The sequence below is a fragment of the Halomonas sp. YLGW01 genome, from assembly GCF_014840935.1.
Classification (GTDB): Bacteria; Pseudomonadota; Gammaproteobacteria; order Pseudomonadales; family Halomonadaceae; genus Onishia.
The window spans coordinates 505,332-524,979 of the sequence record NZ_CP062005.1; the positions used below are offsets into that span (position 1 = coordinate 505,332).

A 19,648-nucleotide genomic window follows, 5' to 3' on the forward strand; every position below is an offset into this window, starting at 1 on the left:
TTAGGCCGGCAGCGGAAGGTCGCTTTACGGCGTGTCACGGTTTGCCACAAGATACTCCGATCGCCTGCGCGGGAAAACCGCGACGACAGACACGAAGGAGAAGGTACATGGATGAGGCCTTGAGCCGCCGCCTGCTTGAGCTGATGGAACGGGTGGAGCCCTGGCTGCCGCCCGCCGCCAGCGAGGTCGATTGGCAGCATGACATCGCCGCCCTGTGGCAGCGTCATGCACTGGGCGGGCAGCTGACGCCGGTCCCACCTCGAGACGCCCTTGGCCTGAATGACCTGCTGGGCATCGAGCGACAGAAGCGCGCGCTCATCGACAATACCCGCGCCTTCCTGCGTGGCTATCCCGCCAACCATGCTTTGCTGTGGGGCGCGCGAGGCAGTGGCAAGTCGTCGCTGGTCCGGGCCCTGCTCAATGGACTGGCCCCCGAGGGGCTGCGCCTGGTGCAGGTGGACCGGCACGACCTGGCCGGGCTGCCGCGTCTGGTGGCCTTGCTGCGCAACGAGCCCCATCGTTTCGTGGTGTATTGCGACGACCTGTCCTTCGAGGGCCACGACGATGCCTACAAGGCGCTTAAGAGCGTGCTCGACGGCGCCATCACCGGCCCGCCCGACAACGTGCTGCTCTACGCCACCTCCAACCGGCGCCATCTGCTGCCGGAGTCCATGAGCGACAATCAGGCCACCCGGGTGGTGGACGATGAGCTGCATCATGGGGACGCCGTCGAAGAGAAGATCTCGCTCTCCGATCGCTTCGGCCTCTGGCTGGCCTTCCATCCCTTCAGTCAGGACGGCTACCTGGCGACCTGTCGGCACTGGGTCAGCCACCTCGGGACCGCCGAGGACTGGTCGTCCGATGCCCAGGCCGAGGCGGTGCGTTACGCCACCCTGCGCGGCGGACGCAGCGGCCGCATCGCCTGGCAGTTTGCCTGCCAGTGGGTGGGGCGGCGCCGCCTGGAAGCCGAGGCCTGAGTTTGGACCTGAGCCTAGGCCTGAGCCGAGTTCTTATCTGGGCCTTAGTCTGCGGCAGACTCAGTAGCTGGCTCGCGAGCCGCGAGCCGCCTTATCCCGCGCCGCTCTGAGGCAACATGCCCTGGGACATCAGAGCGCCGCCCTCTCCGACATCCAGCTTGAGGCGTGGCATCAAGAGGCCGGCGGGCAGCGTCATACCGAGCCCGCTCAGGCTGCCCGGAGTGATCGAGAGCTCGCTGCCGGCGGGCAGGTTGCCGGTGCTGGCCATCTGCTGAGCCATGGCGACCAGCGGGTCGAGCTGGCTGCTGTCGGCCTTGAGCAGGTCGAACGACAGTGGCAGTCGCAGGTCGGCCTCGTCCCCAGAGCTCAGGCTCACATCCTGATCGTAGCGGCCGCTGATGGCGTCCAGGCCCGGCATGTCGAGAGTCCAGCCGAAGCCGGCCATCTGCACCGGGGGAAGGCCGGCGGGCAGGCCCAGCCCCAACGCCATGGTGGCCTTTAGGGGCAGGCTGCCCATGCCGAGACTCGAGGCCACCAGGGAACCGATGTCACTGGTGTCGAGGCCGGCATCGATCTGGTAGGGCCCGATGCTGACCTTCTCGATGCCGAGCGAGGTGACCGCCAGGCGCATGGCGAAGAGCCCGGTCTGGGGCAGCGCGAAGCAGGCACTCAGCAGCATCAGCAGGCCGATGGTCAGCGCCTGGCGCCAGGCACGGCATCGGTGGAGCAGGGCCTGGGGCGAGCGGATCAACCGAGACCGGTTCAAACGAGACCGGATCGAATGAGACAGAGTCAGGCGAGAAAGAGCGAAGTGAGACAGGTTTAAGCAAGACATGATGGCACCCCTCGGCATCCATCCACGGAGGCTTCAGCATAGTCGCATAGTCGAGGGCGCCCACAACGCGCAGCCCCCGCCGGACGAGGTCGGGCGGGGGCAGGCGCATGGGGACGGTGGGGGTGAGAACGCTAGCGGCGGTTCTTGCGGGCTTCCTTGGTCCGGTTGAGCTCGCGCTTCTTGGCCTTCTCGCGATCGCCGGCGCCGGCCATGTTGTCATACGGGTTCTTGCCGGAGCGGAACTCGAAGCGGATCGGTGTGCCGCGCACCTTGAGCACCTTGCGGAAGGTGTTGGTCAGGAAGCGCTTGTAGGCTTCCGGCAGCGCCTCGGTCTGGTTGCCGTGGACGACGATGATCGGCGGATTGCTGCCGCCCTGGTGCGCCATGCGCAGCTTGATGCGGCGGCCATGGACCAGCGGCGGCTGATGCTCGGTGACCGCATCCTGCAGGATGTTGGTCAGTCGGTTGGTCGACCAGTGGCTGTTGGCGGAGGCGAAGGCGCGGTCGATGGACGGATAGAGATCGCCCACCGCGGTGCCGTGCAGGGCCGAGATGAAGTGCATCTCGGCATAGTCGGCGAAGCCCAGGCGGCGCTTGATGGCGGCGCGCATCTTGTCCTTGGCCTCGGCCTCCAGGCCGTCCCACTTGTTGACCGCTAGCACCAGGGCGCGCCCGGAGCTCAGCACATAGTCGAGCAGATGCAGGTCCTGCTCGACCAGGCCGGAGCGCGCGTCCAGCACCATGATCGCGACATGGCACTCCTTGATGGCGTCGAGGGTCTTGATGATCGAGAACTTCTCGGCGATCTCCTTGACGTTCTTGCGCCGGCGCACACCAGCGGTGTCCACCAGTACATAGGGCTTGCCGCGGCGCTCGAAGGGGATCTCGATGGCGTCGCGGGTGGTGCCGGCCTCGTCGAAGACCACCACCCGGTCCTCGCCGAGCAGGCGATTGACCAGGGTCGACTTGCCGACGTTGGGCCGGCCGATCACGCCGATGCGGATGCCGTTGCTCAGGTCGGGGGGCGCGGCATTGGCCTCACGCTCGGGGAAGGGTGCGAGCACTTCCTCGATCAGCGAGGTGACGTTGCGGCCGTGGGCCGCGGCGATCGGGCGCGGGTCGCCGATGCCCAGTCCCCAGAAGTCACCGGAGGCGGTGTCTTCATCCAGGCCGTCGGTCTTGTTGACCACCAGCCAGGTCTTCTTCTGGTTGACCCGCAGGTGGTTGGCGATGGCCTCGTCGGCGACGTTCAGGCCGGCGCGGCCGTCGACCATGAACAGCACGATGTCGGCCTCGTCGATGGCCAGCAGCGACTGTTCGGCCATGGCGGCGTCGATGCCTTGCTCGTCGCCGCTGATGCCGCCGGTATCGATCACCGTGTAGGTCTTGTCGCCGAGCGCCCCGTTGCCGTACTTGCGGTCACGGGTGAGGCCCGGGAAATCGGCCACCAGGGCGTCCCGCGAACGGGTCAGGCGGTTGAAGAGCGTGGACTTGCCGACATTGGGTCGGCCGACCAGGGCGATGACAGGATTCATGGTAGTTCGCGGATCTCCAGCGCCTCGAGGCGCCCGTCGTTGGCCAGCGCATGGATGCGCCGACCGTCAGTGAGGGGGCGCAGGCTGATGCCTGAGCTATCGATGTGCTCGCGACCGGCCAGGCGGCCGTCGGTGGCATCGAGCAGGTGCACATAGCCTTCGAAGTCGCCGAGCACCAGCTTGCCATCGGCGAAGGCCGGGGCAGTCAGCTGGCGACCCTCGAGGGTGTTGCTGCGCCATTTGAGTTGGCCGGACAGGGCGTCCAGCGCCAGCACATGGCTGGCATCGTCGATGATGAAGAGGGTCTCGCCGACCAGCAGCGGCGACAGGTAGCTCGAGATATCGCGCTCCCAGATCAGCTCGCCGCTCTGGGCCTCCAGGGCCACCAGGCGACCGTGGTAGCTGGTCAGATAGAGCCGACCGTCGCGGGTCAGCAGCGGTTCGCCATCGAGATCGATCAGGCGATCCACCTCGCTACGGCCCTTGGGCACGGCGATGCGCTGTTCCCACAGCGGCTGGCCGCTGCGGTTATCCAGGGTCGCGACCCGGCCGTTGGCGAAGCCGGCGAAGGTCACCGGCTCGATGACTCGGGGGGTGCCGGTGCCACGCAGGGTCAGCGCCGGGTCGCTGGTGGTGTAGACCCATTGCTCGGCGCCGCTCTCGCGCTCGAGCGCCGTCACGCTGCCGTCGACGCTCTGCACGACGAGCTGCTGCTGGTTGGGCTGGGGCGCGGCCAGCACTTCGCTGGGCACCCGGGAGCGCCACAGCACCTTGCCATTGGCCTGATCGATGGCCAGCACCTCGCCATTGCGGGTGCCGAGATAGAGTCGCTCGGCCACGGCGGTCAGGCCGCTGGAGACGGGATGATCCAGCGTGACCGTCCAGCGACGCTTGCCGTTGGCAGCATCGATGGCCATCAGTTCGCCCTCGGCATCGGCGGCAAACAGGGTGTCGCCGTCCTGGGCCGGGCTGATCGGGTAGCGCGCCTCGCCCAGGCCGTCGCCGACCTGGAGCGACCAGAGGTTATCCAGCGTCACGCGCTCGGTGAAGCTGGTGAGCTCCTTGGGCGGGGTCTCGGGTTCGACCTGACCGGCGCAGCCGGCGAGCAGGCCAAGTGACGCCAGGGCGATCACCAGGGTCGATTTCATAGCGTGGCTTCCTCTGCGCCGAGGTTGTCGAGCTTGAGCCTTGTGCCGAACAGGGGCTGACCGCCTGCCTCGGCGGTGGCCAGCGCCTCGCGATAGGCGTCGCGGGCCTCGTCCTGGTTGCCGAGCGCCAGCTGGGCGTCGCCACGTAGCTCCAGGCGCTGGGCGTCGAGGGCCTTGCTTGCGATGGCGTCCAGGGTGGCAAGCGCCGTGTCGGCTTCGTCGGCGGCCAGCTCAAGGCGGGCCAGACGCAGCCGCGCCAGGTCCTTCAGGTAGCCACGCTCGGTGCCTTCGATCAGCGCGGACAGGGCCGCACGGGCGCCGGCCAGGTCGCCATCGGCCACCGCCAGGCGTGCCTCGATCAGCGTGGCCAGGTCGGCGTAGAGGCTGCCGCCATGCTCGTCGTTGAGGGCGGTCACCTGTTCGCGGGCCTGGGCCAGGGCGGCGTCTTCAAGCGTCGGCTGGCTGGCCAGGGTCAGCAGCTGCTGGTAGCGCATGGAGGCGGCCTCGGCCTGGTTGGCCTGATAGCCTTGCCAGGCCTTCCAGCCGAAGATCCCGGCGGCGGCGATGACCACGCCGGCGATCAGCGAGGTGCCGTTTTCCTTCCACCAGCGCTTGATGGCCTCCAGCTGTTCTTCTTCGGTGTTCAGCTCCGCCACGGGCGGTCTCCTTGCGTCAGTGACCCGCCGCGCCGGCAGCCGGCGCGGGGATGGGCATCATGGATGGTCAGGCGTGGCCCAGCGGCCGGTCGACCAGCGCCGGCAGGACCTCGGCGAGGGTCTCGCGGGACAGGCGCTGCTGCTCGCGGTCCTCGCGCAGGAACTTGACGGTCACGGCATTCTCGGCGAGCTCTTCCTCGCCGATCAACAGCGCGAGCCGGGCGCCGCTCTTGTCGGCCTTCTTGATCTGGCTCTTGAAGCTGCCGCCGCCGCAGTGCACCTGGGCCCGCAGCTCGGGCAGGGCGCTGCGCAGGGTCTCGCCGAGCAGCAGGGCGCTGCGGGTGGCCGCAGTGTCCATGCCGAGCACATAGACGTCCAGCGGCGGACGCGCCTCGTCGGGCACCAGCTCGAGGGTCTCGAGCAAAAGGATCAGCCGCTCGACGCCCATGGCGAAACCGACCGCCGGGGTCGGCTTGCCGCCGAGCTGCTCGACCAGGCCGTCGTAGCGGCCGCCGGCACAGACCGTGCCCTGGCTGCCGAGCGCGGTGGTGGTCCACTCGAAGACGGTGCGCGAGTAGTAATCGAGGCCGCGCACCAGGCGCGGGTTGACCACGTAGTCGATGCCGGCGGCATCGAGGATCGCGGTCAGCTGCTCGAAGTGGGCGCGGGAGTCCTCGTCGAGGTGATCCATCAGCTTGGGCGCGCCCTCGATCACCTCGGCCATCGCCGGGTTCTTGGAGTCGAGGATGCGCATCGGGTTGCTTCCGAGGCGCCGCCTGGAGTCCTCGTCGAGGGCGTCGGCGTGCTGCTCGAAGTAGGCCACCAGCAGGTCGCGATAGGCGGCGCGGGCCTCACTGGAGCCTAGCGAGTTGAGCTCCAGGGTCACGTGCTTGTCGAGGCCGAGCTGCTTCCACAGCCGCGCCGAGAGCAGGATGACCTCGGCGTCGATGTCCGGGCCTTCGAGGCCATAGGTCTCGATGCCGACCTGGTGGAACTGCCGATAGCGGCCCTTCTGGGGGCGTTCGTGGCGGAACATCGGACCCTGGTACCACAGCCGCTGGGTCTGGTTGTGCAGAAGGCCCTGTTCCATGGCCGCGCGCACGCAGCTCGCCGTGCCCTCGGGACGCAGGGTCAGGCTGTCGCCGTTGCGATCCTCGAAGGTGTACATCTCCTTCTCGACGATATCGGTGACCTCGCCGATCGAGCGCTTGAACAGCGCGGTCTGCTCGACCACCGGGGTGCGGATCTCGTCATAGCCGTAGCGGCCCATCAGGGCGCGGACCTGGCCCTCGAAGTACTGCCACAGGGGCGACTGGTCCGGCAGCAGGTCGTTCATGCCACGGATGGCCTGGATCTTCTTACTCAATGCTTGCTCCTTGAGGGGGTCGTCGGGCTCAGGCGTCCCGGGCGATGACGTCCTGCTCGGCCTGCTCCTTGAGGCGGACCCGTTCGCGAATCAGGGCCTCAAGATCGTCGACCAGATGGTCGTTGCGCAGCTTGCTGGCCGGCTTGCCGTCCAGATAGACGAGGTTGGCCGGGGAGCCACCGGTCAGACCGACATCGGTTTCCTTGGCTTCCCCGGGACCGTTGACCACGCAGCCGATCACCGAGACATCCAGCGGCGTCATGACGTCCTCGAGGCGTTCCTCGAGGGCGTTCATGGTGCCGATGACGTCGAAGTTCTGCCGTGAGCAGCTGGGGCAGGCGATGAAGTTGATGCCCTTGGCGCGCAGCTTGAGGCTCTTGAGCATGTCGAAGCCGACCTTGATCTCCTCGACCGGGTCGGCGGCCAGCGACACGCGAATGGTGTCGCCGATGCCGTCCATCAGCAGCATGCCCAGGCCGATCGATGACTTGACCGTGCCCGAGCGCAGGCCGCCGGCCTCGGTGATCCCCAGGTGCAGCGGCTGCTCGATGCGGGTCGCCAGATCGCGGTAGGCGGCCACCGCCATGAAGACGTCGGAGGCCTTGACGCTGACCTTGTATTCCTGGAAGTCGAGACGGTCGAGGTGATCGATATGGCGCATCGCCGATTCGACCAGGGCCGCCGGGGTCGGTTCGCCGTACTTCTTCTGCAGGTCCTTCTCCAGGGAGCCTGCATTGACGCCGATGCGGATCGGGATGCCGTTGTCGCGGGCGGCGCTGACCACTGCCTTGACGCGGTCCTCACGGCCGATGTTGCCGGGGTTGATGCGCAGGCAGTCGACGCCGAGCTCGGCGACGCGCAGGGCGATCTTGTAGTCGAAGTGGATGTCCGCGACCAGCGGCACGTTCACTTCGCGCTTGATGCGGCCGAAGGCCTCGGCGGCGTCCATGTCCGGCACACTGACGCGCACGATGTCGGCGCCGGCGGCCTCGAGCTGCTGGATCTGGCCGACGGTGGAGGCCACGTCCAGGGTGTCGGTGTTGGTCATGCTCTGCACCGAGATCGGCGCATCGCCGCCCACGGGCACGTTGCCGACATGAATCTGGCGGGAGCGGCGTCTAACGATGGGAGACTGCGCGTGCATGCGAAATCATTCTCCTAGGCTGAAGCGGGCGACGTTGTTGCGGCCGGCATATTCGGCCAGATCGACGGCCTCGCCCCGGTAGCGCAGCTCGACGCCGCTGGCGTTGCCGATGGTCAGGCGGAAGGGCGGCACGCCCTCGGCGCGGGCGGTGCTGCCGGCCGACTGCAGGCCGACGAAGATGCGCTCGTTGTTGGCGTCGAAGATCTCGGTCCAGGACTGCTCGTTGAAGGTCAGCTCGAGCAGGTCGGGGCCGGCGGTGGCCGGGTCCTCGGTCGCGTCGGGAGCGGTCGTGGCGCTGTCTGAGGACTGAGCCGTGGACTGGGCGTCGGGTGTTTCGGCCACGGCGGGTGCGGCGTTGACGGTCTCTGCCGCCGTGGGCGCGTCGCCGGTGGTGGGCTGAGCGGTGTCCGTCGTGCTGGCGGTCTCGCTCTCGGCGGCGCCGTCGGTCAGCCCCAGGGCATCGTCCTCGGCGGGCAGCGGCGGCATCTGCTCGTCGGCCGTGCCTTCGGGGGTCGGCTCGATGGCGGTGGGCTCCTCGGTCACGGCGGTGCCGTCCAGGGTATCCACGGCGACCGGCTCGTTGTCGCTAAGGCCCGGCAGGCCGCTGCCGTCGCGGCTCTGCCACCACAAGAGAGTCAGGCCGGCCAGCCCCAGGATCACCACCAGGGTGACCAGTTTGAACAGCCAGGCGCCGAGCTTGGAGGGCGGCTTGGCGATCTTGACCGGCGTGACGCGACGCTCGGTCTCGGTGGTGCCGTTGACGGCGCGATAGGCATCCAGCACGCCGGCCTCGTCGATGCCCAGCAGCCGGGCATAGGCGCGCAGGTACCCGCGGCGGTAGGCCACCACCGGTACCTGCTCGTAGTCGTCCTGCTCCAGGCCGGCGACCACGGCGGGGCGCAGGTTCAGGGAGGTGGCGACCTCGTCCAGGGAAAGCCCCTGTTGCTCGCGTTCACTGCGCAGCATGTCACCGGGGGATGCCTGGCGGGCCCTATCGACGGTGTCGTTGTCGTGCATGTCGCTCATGACTGAGCATCCTTGATCGAGAAGCGGTTTCAGGGCGTGCCACGGGAGGCGTCCGCGGAGCCTGACGGCACGAGCTGGCGGGCATAGAAATCGGCCCGCTCGGTGTCGCCCCGGGCCAGCGCGATATCCTGCGCCAGGGCCAGGTTGTCCGACGTGATGCCTGCCAGGCGCATGTGCGCCTGGATGTTGTCCCAGGCACGGGCTTGATGCCCCTGCGCATGTTCAAGTCGTGCCAGCAGCAGATAGCTTCTGGGCTGGCGCGGGTCGATGACCTTGGCCCGCTCCAGGGCCTCCCGCGCCTCCTCCGTCTGGCCCAGATCGCGCCGGCACTGGCCCAGGTTGGCAAACAGCTGGGCACGATTGGCGTATTGTGTGTCTTCGCTGGCGAGCGCCAGCTGCTTGCAGGCGTCACGCGTCCGCCCCTGAGCATACAGGAAGGCGGCGAAATTGTTGCGTGCCCGGGTCGCGTCGGGGGCGGCGTCCAGGGCGCGACGGAAGTATTCCTCGGCCAGCGCGATCTCGTCCTGACGCTGGAAGATCATCGCCATGGCCTGCAGCGCCTCGGGGTCGTTGGGGGCGACCTCGAGGGCCCGGTTGAGGGCGCGAGTGGCCCGCGGCAGGTTATTGCGTTCGAGGTAGGCCGTGCCCAGGCGGGTGTAGGCCTCCACGGCCTCGTCCTGGTTGTCCTGTTGCGGAACCGCGGTAGTCGCGCAGCCGCCCAGCCACGCCACGCATAGCAGGGCGGCGAACAGGGGGCCTCGCCTGGGGCCGGTCGGTAGGCGATGACGGCGTGTCATGGGCATTTCTTGCGACATGTTGGAGGCGTCCCGGGTTGCGGCCGGCCACGCTGCCAGGAGTGTCGGCGTGGCCGATAAGGCTTGTTCATCAAAGCGTTCTGCCTAGTTGAAGTCAAGCGCACCCGGGGCGTCAGTCGGCGTCGAGCTGGATCGACTGAATGTAGCGCTCGTGGCGCTTGGTGCGGTCCTTGACCCGGCCGACCAGCTGGCCGCAGGCGGCATCGATATCATCGCCGCGGGTGCTGCGCACCGGTGCGGTATACCCCAGTTCGTAGAGCCACTGCTGGAAGCGCATCGTCTGGTTGCGGGACGGCTTCTCGTAGCCCGAGTGCGGGAAGGGGTTGAACGGGATCAGGTTGATCTTGCACGGCAGCTCCCGGAGCAGTTCGGCGAGCTGTTCGGCATGCTCCTGCTGGTCGTTGACGTCCTTGATCAGGGTGTACTCGATGGTCACGATGCGGGTGTCGTCGCACTTGGCCAGGTAACGCTGGCAGGCATCGAGCAGGGAACGGATGTTGTACTTGCGGTTAAGCGGGACCAGTTCGCTGCGCAGCTCGTCGGTGGCGGCGTGCAGCGAGATGGCCAGGCTCACGTCGAGTTCGTCGCCGAGCTGGTCGAGCTTCGGCACCACGCCGGAGGTCGACAGGGTGACGCGACGCTTGGACAGGCCGTAGCCGTTGTCGTCGAGCATCAGCTTCATGGCCGGCACGACGGCATCGTAGTTCATTAGCGGCTCGCCCATGCCCATCATCACCACGTTGGTGACCGGGCGATTGGCGGTGTCGCGGCGCGGGCCCACGCTGCGCTGGGCGACCCATACCTGACCGATGATCTCGGCGGCGGTAAGGTTGCGCTGGAAGCCCTGCTTGCCCGTGGAGCAGAAACTGCAGTCCAGCGAGCAGCCGACCTGGGAGGATACGCACAGGGTGCGGCGCTTGCCGTTCTCGGCCGGGATCAGCACGGTTTCCACGTAGCTGCCGTCCTCGACCTCGAGTACCCATTTGCGGGTCCCGTCGCTGGAGGTGCCTTCATAGACCACGCCGGGGCCACGGATCTCGGCCACCTCGGCCAGGCGTTCGCGCAGGGCCTTGGACAGGTTGGTCATGGCGGCAAAGTCGTCACAGCCTTCCTGATGAATCCACTTCATCAGCTGGGCAGCGCGGAACTTCTTCTCGCCAATGGACAGGAAGAAGGATTCCATCTGTTCTCGGGACAGGCCGAGCAGATTGGTGCGGGACGGGGTGTCGGTCGTGGCAGTCATGGTGGGCATCGCGGGGTCGGTGGGCGGTACGCGGGAGGCCGGGCCTCCCGCGTGGAGACGCTATCAGCCGCGCGGGCAGATCTCGTCGGCGCCGAAGAAGTAGGCCACTTCACGCTCGGCGGACTCGGCGGAGTCGGAGCCATGAGCGGCGTTGGCATCGATGGACTCGGCGAAGTCGGCGCGGATGGTGCCGGCTTCGGCTTCCTTCGGGTTGGTCGCGCCCATCAGGTCACGGTTGACGGCGATCGCGTTCTCGCCTTCCAGCACCTGAACCATCACCGGGCCGGAGGTCATGAAGCCGGTCAGGGCGCCGAAGAAGGGGCGTTCCTTGTGCTCGGCGTAGAAGCCTTCGGCCTTCTCCTGGGAGAGGTGGATCATCTTGGCGGCGACGACCTTGAGGCCGGCCTTTTCGAAGCGAGTGTAGATCTCACCGATCACGTTCTTGGAAACGGCATCGGGCTTGATGATGGACAGCGTGCGTTCGGTAGCCATGGGACAGGTCTCCGTAAGGGGGGTTGGAAGCGTCGGGAACTTCATAGGACGGCGCGCCGCCCGCAGCGACACACGAGCGGTGCATGCCACGGGCGGCGCGTCGAAAATCGTGGATCTGCCGCGCTCGGCGGCCGATGAGGCGCGGATTATAACGCCGGAAGTCCGCGGGGGACAATCTTCGACCACCTCGCTCCCACAGGCTATAGGCGCGCGGGCCCGGGCGCGTGGCTCAGACGGTGAAGCTTTCGCCGCAGCCGCACTGATCCTTGACGTTGGGGTTGTTGAAGCGGAAGAAGCGGTTGAGGCCTTCCGAGACGTAGTCGACCTCGCTGCCGTCGAGCATCTCGAGGGCCTCGGGGGCGACATAGACGGCCGCGCCGTGCTCCTCGAAGGTCACGTCCTCGTCGCCCTGTTCGTCGGCGAAGTCGAGCACGTAGCTGTAGCCGGAGCAGCCGCTCGGCTTGACCGAGACGCGCAGGCCGAGGCCGTGGCCGCGCTCGTCGAGCACCTGACGGATCTGGCTGGCGGCGGCGGGAGTGATCGAAAGATGGGCCATGGTGCGAGCCTCCTTGTAGGTGTCGGGTGCGTGGTGGTGCAAAGGGTGCGCAAAGATCGTGTCAGCGAACGGCCTGTGTGCTGTCACGGAACTCCACGTGAGGCCGTCAGCGACGCAGCGCCGGTACGGCGTGCTGGAGCTCGGCGATGGCGGTATCGATGTCGGCTTCGGTGGTGAAGCGGCCAACGCTGAACCGCAGCGAGGCCAGCGCCTGTGCCCGGGGCACGCCGATGCCCTTCAGTACATAGGACGGCTCGACGCTCGCCGAGTTGCAGGCCGACCCGGTGGAAATCGCCAGGCCGCGCAGCGCCATCAGCAGCGACTCGCCGTCCAGGCCGCTGAAGGCCAGGTTGATGATGTGCGGCACCGACACCCGGGTGTCGGTGTTGCGATGCAGGCCCTCGAGGCCCTCGAGGCCAGCAAGGAAACGCTGCTGCAGGGCGCTGGCGTGGGCACGATCGACCTCGCCTTCGCTGGCCGCCTGAGCGAAGGCCTCGCCCATGCCGACGATCTGATGGGTCGGCAGGGTGCCCGAGCGCATGCCGCGCTCGTGGCCGCCGCCGTGGATCAGGGCCTCGATGCGCAGGTCCGGGTCGCGGCGCACATAGAGGGCGCCGATGCCCTTGGGGCCATAGGCCTTGTGGGCCGACAGCGACAACAGATCTATCCCCATGGCGGCGGCGTCGAGAGGCAGCTTGCCCGGTGCCTGGGCGGCATCGACATGGAAGGTCGCGCCGCGGGCATGCACCACCTCGGCAAGGGCGGTGAGATCGTTGATGGTGCCGAGCTCGTTGTTGACCGCCATCAGCGACACCAGCACGGTATCGTCGCGCATGGCATCAGCCAGCTGATCCGGCGTGATCCGGCCGTCGGCGCCGGGCGTGAGCCAGGTCACCTCGAAGCCTTCCGCCTCGAGAGCCTTGGCGGTGTCGATGACCGCCTTGTGCTCGATGATCGAGGTCACCAGGTGACGCCCTCGGGCGCGATTGGCGCGCATGAAGCCGGTCAGCGCCAGGTTGTCGGCCTCGGTGGCGCCGCTGGTCCAGACGATCTCCCGAGGGTCGGCTCCGATCAGGTCGGCGACCTGGCGGCGTGCGCCCTCGACCGCCTGTTCGGCCAGCCAGCCGGCGATATGGCTGCGCGACGCCGGGTTGGCGAAGGTGCCATCCAGGGTCAGATGACGGGCCATGACCTCGGCGACCCGCGGGTCGACGGGGGTGGTGGCGGCATAATCGAGATAGACGGGAGCGCTCATGGTGATCCGGTATCAGTGAGGAGTCGGGGTCAGGACGCCGTCGGCGAGGATACGGCGATGGTGTCCGCATCGGCACGCAGCCGCTGACGCTTGGCGATGTGCTTGACCTCATGGCGCTTGACCAGCTCACCGAGGGTGATGCCGTCTAGGAAGCCGTGGATCTCCTTGGAGAGATCGCACCAGAGGTGATGTGTCAGGCAGGTATCGCCCTGCTGGCAGTCCGAAAGCCCCTGGCAGCGGGTAGCGTCCACCGACTCGTTGACCGCGTCGATGACCCGGGCCACCGAGATGTCGCCGGCCTCGCCGGCCAGCAGATATCCGCCCCCGGGGCCGCGCACGCTCTTGACCAGGCCGGCACGGCGCAGACGCGAGAACAGCTGCTCGAGGTAGGACAGCGAGATCTCCTGACGCTTGGAGATATCGGCCAGGCTGGTGGGCGTGGCGGCGCCATTCATCGCCAGATCGAGCATCGCGGTGACGGCGTAGCGTCCTTTGGTGGTCAAGCGCATGGCAGTGTCGCACGCAGAGGGTCGAGGGCCGGCCCGCTCATGGCGGACCGAAGGATGATCGTTAGGGAGCCATTATGAGAATCCCGAGTATCACGGTCAACAATTGGGTCGGGCCCCGCTGGGCCGCGCATCGCTAGGCCGCGCCGCGCTGGCAGTACGTCGGCCGGCCGCATGGCCTCAGGTGCCGGTGCCGCCCTGCCGGCGGGGCGCTGCCTCGGTGGCCATGTCACGACCCCGGTCTCGCTCCTTGCCCTGATCGTTGCTTTGGTTCTTGTCTCGATCATTGCCCCGGTCGGCCTCGTCATCGATAGGCGGGCAGCAGCTGTCGACGTCGGCAAGCACGCCTTCGAAGTCCTCATCGCGCAGCTCCGGCAGTTGGCCGGCGCGGTAGCTGTGATCGAGCCGGCGCAGGGTGGTGCACATCAGCTCGATGCGCCCGTCGACGGCGTGCATGTGATCGAGCATCGCCTGCATCGAGCGCGCCACCGGGTCGGGCATGTCCTGGCTGACGCCGTAGGCATCGAAGCCGAACTTCTGGCGCATCGCCTCGCGGCGGGCCGGGTCGACGTCGAGGACGGCCTCGCTGTCGGGCTCCTCGCGCTTGACGATCTTGCCGGGGATGCCGACCACGGTGGCGCCAGCCGGCACCGCCTTGGTGATCACCGCATTGGAGCCGATCTTGGCGCCGGCGCCCACCGTGAAGGGGCCGAGGATCTTGGCCCCGGCGCCGACGATCACGCCGTCTTCCAGGGTCGGGTGGCGCTTGCCCTTGTTCCAGCTGGTGCCGCCCAGGGTCACGCCCTGGTAGAGGGTCACGTCGTCGCCGACCTCGGCGGTCTCGCCGATCACCACGCCCATGCCGTGATCGATGAAGAAGCGCCGGCCAATGGTAGCCCCCGGGTGGATCTCGATGCCGGTCAGCCAGCGGAACAGCTGCGACAGGGTGCGGGCCAGCCACTTCAGGTTCTTCTGCCACAGCCAGTGGCTCAGCCGGTGTGCCAGCAGGGCATGCAGGCCCGGATAGTTGGTCAGCACTTCCAGGAAGTTGCGCGCCGCCGGGTCTCGGGCGAACACGCTGTTGATATCTTCTCGCAGACGACGAAACATGCGGCAAATCCTTGTGGAAGAGAGTCGGCGCGCAGGAGCCGAGCGGACCCTGATTATTGGGGCGCCGATTGTCCGCTGCAAGGCGGCCTCTCACGTCAGCTTATGCAGACGCTCTGTTATCAGCCCTGATCCCTGGGGGCGGTCTTCTTCTCGGTGGCGCTGAGGATGCCGCGCAGGATGTTGATCTCCATCTGGTCCGGGCGGGCGCGCAGGTACAGCCGGCGCAGCCGGGCCATCAGCTGGCGGGGCTTGTCCGGGTCGTGGAACTCGAGGGTGATCAGGGTGCGCTCCAGGTGCTCGAAGAAGCGCTCCAGGTCGGCGTGGCTGGCCGGCGGGTGATCCCAGGCGATGCCGAAGACCGCCTCGTGCTCGGCGCTCGCCGCCGCCTGCTCCGCTTCGGCGTCGCGCCCTGTCGCCGCTGCCGAGGTTGCCGTTGCCGAGTCAGTATCGGCTTCTGACGGCGATGACGACGCGGGCTGTCCATGCTCCAGCCAGGCCAGACGGCACTCGTAGGCCAGCACCTGCACCGCGGCGGCCAGGTTCAGGGAGCTGTAGTCCGGGTTGGTGGGGATATGCACGTGGGCATGGCAGCGCTGCAGCTCGGCATTGGTCAGGCCGGTGTCCTCGCGGCCGAACACGAGCGCCACCCGCGATTCGGGATCCGCCAGTTCCGCCGGCAGCCGTTCGCCGAGGGCGCGGGGCGTGATCATCGGCCAGGGCAGGGTGCGCGATCGGGCGCTGGCACCGACCACCAGCCGACAGTCGGCCACGGCGCTTTCCAGGTCGTCGTACACCGGGGCGTGGTGGAGGATCTTATCGGCCCCCGAGGCCCGGGATATGGCCTCCGCCGAGCGCGATTCGCCGCGCGGCGCGACCAGGGCCAGGTCGGCGAGGCCCATGTTGTGCATGGCGCGGGCGGTGGCGCCGATATTGCCGGGGTGACTGGTGCCGATGAGGACGATGCGAATGCGCTCGAGCATGGGGCCTGGGCCTGTCTTGGGTGACGATGGGCGACATAGTCTAGCATGTACCACCGGCTCCTGGCGGCCCCTGACCGGGGGTGTCGATGGCGAAGGAGTGGCGAATCTGCTAGGATACGCCCCGATTTGCGTCACCGTTCTTTAACAGTACCCGACTCCTCGAAGGCCCGATCATGCATCCGATGGTCCAATTCGGCCTGCGCGCCATGCGTAGTGCCGCTGAACAGTTCGTGCGTATCCGCGAGCGTATCGAAAACTCCCATGATGAACACAATCTCGACCGTCTGCTCGAAGACGCGGGCCGCAACGTCGAGACGCTGGTCGCCAACCAGCTCTCCCGCGGCTATCCCGAGCATGGCATCTCCGGTCGCTATATCCCCTACCGCGAAGGCGAGGGTGAAGGCGGCGATCATCACTGGAAGATCGAACCCTTCCACGGCTATTCCAACCTGAGCGTCGCCGGCAGCGGCTTCGCGATGTCGCTGGTGTGCCTGGTCAAGGGACGCCCCGAACATGCCATCGTGATCTGCCCGTTCGCCGATACCGAGTTCCTGGCCAGCCGTGGCCGCGGTGCCCAGCGCAACGGCAAGCGCATTCGTGTGCCCAAGACCACCGCCATCGCCGGCTCGCGCCTGGCGCTGGGTCTGCCGGAGCTGTGGCTGCGCCCGCGTCACCTGCCGACCTATCTGACCCTGGTGCAGCAGCTCGGCCCGCAGATCGAGACCCAGCTCGCCACCGGCAGCGGCCTGCTCGACCTGGCCGAACTGGCCAGCGGTCGCTGCGATGCGGCCTTCGTGCTCGGCCTCGAGGAGCAGGACAAGCTGGTCGGCACCCTGCTGCTCAAGGAAGCCGGCGCCCTGATGGGCACCCCCGATGGCGGCCCCAGCGTCGAGATCGAGGGTCAGCTGATGGCCGCCGGCCCGCGCCTCTACAAGGCACTGATGCAGCAGCTCAAGCCGCACATGGTCTGAGCCTGCACCGAGCGTTCGAGTAAGAGAGATAGACGAAGCCCCACACGCCCAGGCGTGTGGGGTTTTTTTGTGGCGATGGTTCGGGGGCGGAAGCGTGACGAGCGAGGGGCCGACAACTACAGGGCCGACAACTAACGGGCCGACAAAAAAATGCCCCCACTCGAGGAGCGGGGGCGCGAGGGGCCGTCAGTTACATGACGCAAGGCCGGTGGAATAGGCTGCCGCTCAGGGCAGCTCCTCGGCGTCCTCGTTTTCCTTCGGCGCCGGGATCAGGTCGGTGCGCACAAGCTTCAAGGGCAGCAGCAGCGCCGAGGCGACGTAGATCGACGAGAAGGTACCGACGCCGATACCGATCAGCAGCGCCACGGCGAAGTTGTGGATCATGTCGCCGCCCAGGATCAGCAGTGCCAGCAGCACCAGCACCGTGGTGCCGGAGGTCGCCAGTGTCCGGCTCAGGGTCTGGTTGATGGCGTCGTTGAAGATCGCCGGCATGTCATCGATGCGCGAGGTGCGGATGTTCTCGCGGATCCGGTCGTAGACGATGATGGTGTCGTTCAGCGAGTAGCCGATCACCGCCAGCACCGCGGCCAGCACGGTCAGGTCGAACTCGATCTGGAACAGCGAGAAGGCACCGAGCACCAGGATCACGTCGTGAACCAGCGCCAGCAGCGCGCCGATGGCGAACTTGTACTGGAAGCGGAAGGCCACGTAGAGCATCACCATGCCCAGCGCCACCAGCATGCCGAGCCCGCTCTGGTCGCGCAGCTGCTCGCCGACCTGGGCGCCGACGAACTCGGCCCGCACCAGCGAGACCTGATCGCCGCCCTGGCGCAGCAGGTCGGTGACCTGCTGGCCCACGTTGGGGTCGAAGGCCTGCTGCAGGCGGATCAGGATCTCGTCGGCGGCGCCGAAGGTCTGCACCGAGATGTCCTGGAAGCCGGCGGCCTCCAGCACCTGGCGCACGCTGTCCAGCGCCGGCGCCGTGGCGTAGCTGACCTCGACCAGGGTGCCGCCGGTGAAGTCGAGCCCCAGGCTCAGCTGCTGCACGGCCAGCGAGCCCAAGGCGATCAGCAGTAGCACCGCCGAGGTGATGAAGGCCAGGCGGCGCTTGCCCATGAAATCGAACTGTCGCATCGCGAGGCTCCTCATATCCAGAGTGTCTTGAGTGGCTTGCCGCCGACGGTCAGGTTGACCATGGCGCGGGTCACCATCAGGGCGGTGAACATCGAGGTCAGGATGCCCAGCGACAGGGTCACGGCGAAGCCCTTGACCGGGCCGGTGCCGATCGAGAACAGGATCAGCGCCACCAGCAGGGTGGTCAGGTTGGCGTCGACGATCGAGGTGAAGGCGCGTTCATAGCCGGCGTGGATCGCCTGCTGCACCGAGAGGCCGGTGCGCAGCTCCTCGCGTATGCGCTCGAAGATCAGCACGTTGGCGTCCACGGCCATGCCGAGCGTCAGCACGATACCGGCGATGCCGGGCAGCGTCAGGGTGGCGCCGAGCATCGACATGGCGGCGATCACCAGCACCAGGTTGATGCCGAGGGCCACGTTGGCGATCACGCCGAAGGCCTTGTAGCGCAGCAGCATGAAGGCCACCACCAAGAGCAGGCCGATCTGCACCGAGAGCACGCCGCGGTCGATGTTGTCCTGACCGAGGCTCGGGCCGATGGTGCGTTCCTGCACGAAGTAGATGGGCGCGGCCAGCGAGCCCGAGCGCAGCAGCAGCGACAGCTCGGCGGCCTCGGTGGGGGAATCCAGTCCGGTGATGCGGAAGCTGTTGCCCAGGGCGCTCTGGATGGTGGCCAGGCTGATGATGCCGCGTTCGGTGTAGGGGTCGCGCACCACCACCGGCTTGCCGTCCTGCATCACGGTTCGGTCGCGGGTCTTGTGCTCGATGAACACCACGGCCATGTTGCGGCCGATGTTGGAGCGGGTCGCCCGGTTCATCAGGGTGCCGCCGGTGCCGTCCAGGTCGATGTTGACCTGGGGACGGCCGTTCTCATCGAAGCTGCGGGTGGCGCTGGAGACGCTGTCGCCGGTGATGATGACGTCGCGCATCAGCTCGGCGGTGCGCGGGCTGGAGCGGAACTCGAGGCTCTCGGTTTCCTGCGCCGGGGTGTCCGGGCGGGCCTCGAGGCGGAACTCCAGGTTGGCGGTCGCACCCACCACGCGCTTGGCGGCGGCGGTGTCCTGCACGCCGGGCAGCTCGACCACGATGCGGTTGGGGCCCTGGCGCTGCACCAGCGGCTCGGCCACGCCTAGCTCGTTGACGCGGTTGCGCAGGGTGGTCAGGTTCTGGTTGATCGCGTAGTCCTGGATTTCCTGGACTGCCTGATCGCTTAAGGTCATCACCAGGGTCGCGCCGCGATCCGCCTCGCTCTCTTCATACTGGAAGTCCGGGAAGTCGCGGCTGATCAGGCTCCTCGCCTCGTCGCGATCCTCGGCGTTCATGAAGTCCAGGCTCAGCGTGCGACCGTCGATCTCGGTGTTGCGGTAGCGGATGCGCTCGTCGCGCAGGGTCTCGCGCATGGCGCTGGCGTTGACCTCGAGGCGCTGGGTCACCGCGGCGTCCATGTCGACCTCGAGCAGGAAGTGCACGCCACCGCGCAGGTCGAGGCCCAGGGTCATCGGCGAGGCGGCCAGGTTGGCGAGCCAGTCGGGCGTCGACTCGGCCAGGTTCACCGCGACCACATGGTCGTCATCGAGCAGGCCGTCGACCACGCCACGGGCGCGCATCTGGTCGGAGGCGCGATCGAGACGCAACAGGACGCTGGTGGCATCGCGTTCGGTGGACTTGAGGGAAATGTCGGCATCGGCCAGGGCGGTCTGAACCCGCTCCAGCTGGGATTCGCTGAGATCCTCGCCGCCGCTTGCGGGGCTGATCTGCACCGCGGGGTCTGCGGGGAAGAGATTGGGGAGCGAATAGACCAGGCCGACGGCGAGGACAAGAAGTATCAGCAGATACTTCCATAGGGGGTAACGGTTAAGCATGCAGGCCCTGCCTTGTAGCTAACATGGCGACATCGCGAGA

The 19,648-nt window shown here is 67.5% G+C and carries 19 protein-coding genes; 2 read left to right on the forward strand and 17 right to left on the reverse strand.

Features of this window, described 5'->3' with window-relative positions:
- Positions 1 to 107: 107 nt before the first annotated feature.
- The gene (locus IEJ03_RS02425; protein WP_192036141.1) at positions 108 to 977 is read left to right on the forward strand and encodes an ATP-binding protein; all 870 of its coding nucleotides are present in this window, start codon (positions 108 to 110) and stop codon (positions 975 to 977) included.
- Between the two features lie 91 nt (positions 978 to 1,068).
- On the opposite strand, the gene IEJ03_RS02430 is transcribed toward IEJ03_RS02425, so the two are convergent.
- The 15 genes from IEJ03_RS02430 to IEJ03_RS02500 all read right to left on the reverse strand — a co-directional run bounded on the left by IEJ03_RS02430 (position 1,069) and on the right by IEJ03_RS02500 (position 15,644).
- Positions 1,069 to 1,656, reverse strand: coding sequence for a hypothetical protein (locus IEJ03_RS02430; protein ID WP_192037144.1), 588 nt, complete (start codon positions 1,654 to 1,656; stop codon positions 1,069 to 1,071).
- A 287-nt stretch (positions 1,657 to 1,943) separates the two neighbouring features.
- Complete coding sequence (gene der / locus IEJ03_RS02435) at positions 1,944 to 3,347, reverse strand: ribosome biogenesis GTPase Der (RefSeq protein WP_192036142.1); 1,404 nt, start codon at positions 3,345 to 3,347, stop codon at positions 1,944 to 1,946.
- On the reverse strand, positions 3,344 to 4,495 hold the full coding sequence (gene bamB, locus IEJ03_RS02440; RefSeq protein ID WP_192036143.1) for an outer membrane protein assembly factor BamB: 1,152 nt from the start codon (positions 4,493 to 4,495) through the stop codon (positions 3,344 to 3,346). Before bamB ends, der begins: the two co-directional genes overlap by 4 nt.
- Positions 4,492 to 5,151, reverse strand: a complete 660-nt coding sequence (locus tag IEJ03_RS02445; protein ID WP_192036144.1) for a tetratricopeptide repeat protein — start codon at positions 5,149 to 5,151, stop codon at positions 4,492 to 4,494. The genes bamB and IEJ03_RS02445 overlap by 4 nt, the downstream gene beginning before the upstream one ends.
- A 67-nt stretch (positions 5,152 to 5,218) precedes the next feature.
- Positions 5,219 to 6,517: a histidine--tRNA ligase gene (hisS, locus tag IEJ03_RS02450; RefSeq protein ID WP_192036145.1), complete on the reverse strand. Its 1,299-nt coding sequence runs from the start codon at positions 6,515 to 6,517 to the stop codon at positions 5,219 to 5,221.
- A 28-nt stretch (positions 6,518 to 6,545) separates the two neighbouring features.
- A complete protein-coding gene (gene ispG, locus IEJ03_RS02455) occupies positions 6,546 to 7,661 on the reverse strand; it encodes a flavodoxin-dependent (E)-4-hydroxy-3-methylbut-2-enyl-diphosphate synthase (RefSeq protein ID WP_192036146.1) in 1,116 nt (371 codons plus the stop codon).
- A 6-nt stretch (positions 7,662 to 7,667) separates the two neighbouring features.
- On the reverse strand, positions 7,668 to 8,687 hold the full coding sequence (locus IEJ03_RS02460; RefSeq protein ID WP_192036147.1) for a RodZ domain-containing protein: 1,020 nt from the start codon (positions 8,685 to 8,687) through the stop codon (positions 7,668 to 7,670).
- Between the two features lie 29 nt (positions 8,688 to 8,716).
- On the reverse strand, positions 8,717 to 9,484 hold the full coding sequence (gene pilW / locus IEJ03_RS02465; RefSeq protein WP_192036148.1) for a type IV pilus biogenesis/stability protein PilW: 768 nt from the start codon (positions 9,482 to 9,484) through the stop codon (positions 8,717 to 8,719).
- Between the two features lie 130 nt (positions 9,485 to 9,614).
- Positions 9,615 to 10,745 (reverse strand): 23S rRNA (adenine(2503)-C(2))-methyltransferase RlmN, encoded by a 1,131-nt coding sequence (rlmN, locus tag IEJ03_RS02470; protein WP_192036149.1) that lies wholly within the window; start codon positions 10,743 to 10,745, stop codon positions 9,615 to 9,617.
- Positions 10,746 to 10,808: 63 nt separating this feature from the next.
- Positions 10,809 to 11,237: a nucleoside-diphosphate kinase gene (gene ndk / locus IEJ03_RS02475; protein ID WP_192036150.1), complete on the reverse strand. Its 429-nt coding sequence runs from the start codon at positions 11,235 to 11,237 to the stop codon at positions 10,809 to 10,811.
- A 229-nt stretch (positions 11,238 to 11,466) separates the two neighbouring features.
- On the reverse strand, positions 11,467 to 11,793 hold the full coding sequence (locus IEJ03_RS02480; protein ID WP_192036151.1) for an iron-sulfur cluster assembly accessory protein: 327 nt from the start codon (positions 11,791 to 11,793) through the stop codon (positions 11,467 to 11,469).
- Positions 11,794 to 11,899: 106 nt separating this feature from the next.
- Positions 11,900 to 13,048 (reverse strand): aminotransferase class V-fold PLP-dependent enzyme, encoded by a 1,149-nt coding sequence (locus tag IEJ03_RS02485; RefSeq protein WP_192036152.1) that lies wholly within the window; start codon positions 13,046 to 13,048, stop codon positions 11,900 to 11,902.
- A gap of 29 nt (positions 13,049 to 13,077) precedes the next feature.
- Positions 13,078 to 13,557 (reverse strand): Fe-S cluster assembly transcriptional regulator IscR, encoded by a 480-nt coding sequence (gene iscR / locus IEJ03_RS02490; RefSeq protein ID WP_192036153.1) that lies wholly within the window; start codon positions 13,555 to 13,557, stop codon positions 13,078 to 13,080.
- A gap of 177 nt (positions 13,558 to 13,734) precedes the next feature.
- Positions 13,735 to 14,664 (reverse strand): serine O-acetyltransferase, encoded by a 930-nt coding sequence (cysE, locus tag IEJ03_RS02495; protein ID WP_192036154.1) that lies wholly within the window; start codon positions 14,662 to 14,664, stop codon positions 13,735 to 13,737.
- Positions 14,665 to 14,783: 119 nt separating this feature from the next.
- On the reverse strand, positions 14,784 to 15,644 hold the full coding sequence (locus IEJ03_RS02500) for an RNA methyltransferase (protein WP_192036155.1): 861 nt from the start codon (positions 15,642 to 15,644) through the stop codon (positions 14,784 to 14,786).
- 173 nt (positions 15,645 to 15,817) lie between these two features.
- Here IEJ03_RS02500 and IEJ03_RS02505 point away from each other — a divergent pair, with 173 nt between their 5' ends.
- Entirely contained in the window at positions 15,818 to 16,615 is a 798-nt protein-coding gene (locus IEJ03_RS02505) for an inositol monophosphatase family protein (RefSeq protein WP_192036156.1), read from the forward strand.
- 225 nt (positions 16,616 to 16,840) lie between these two features.
- Here the strand turns inward: IEJ03_RS02505 and secF are convergent, their stop codons facing one another.
- Positions 16,841 to 17,764: a protein translocase subunit SecF gene (gene secF / locus IEJ03_RS02510; protein ID WP_192036157.1), complete on the reverse strand. Its 924-nt coding sequence runs from the start codon at positions 17,762 to 17,764 to the stop codon at positions 16,841 to 16,843.
- Positions 17,761 to 19,608: a protein translocase subunit SecD gene (gene secD / locus IEJ03_RS02515; RefSeq protein ID WP_192036158.1), complete on the reverse strand. Its 1,848-nt coding sequence runs from the start codon at positions 19,606 to 19,608 to the stop codon at positions 17,761 to 17,763. The genes secF and secD overlap by 4 nt, the downstream gene beginning before the upstream one ends.
- Between the last annotated feature and the right edge of the window lie 40 nt (positions 19,609 to 19,648).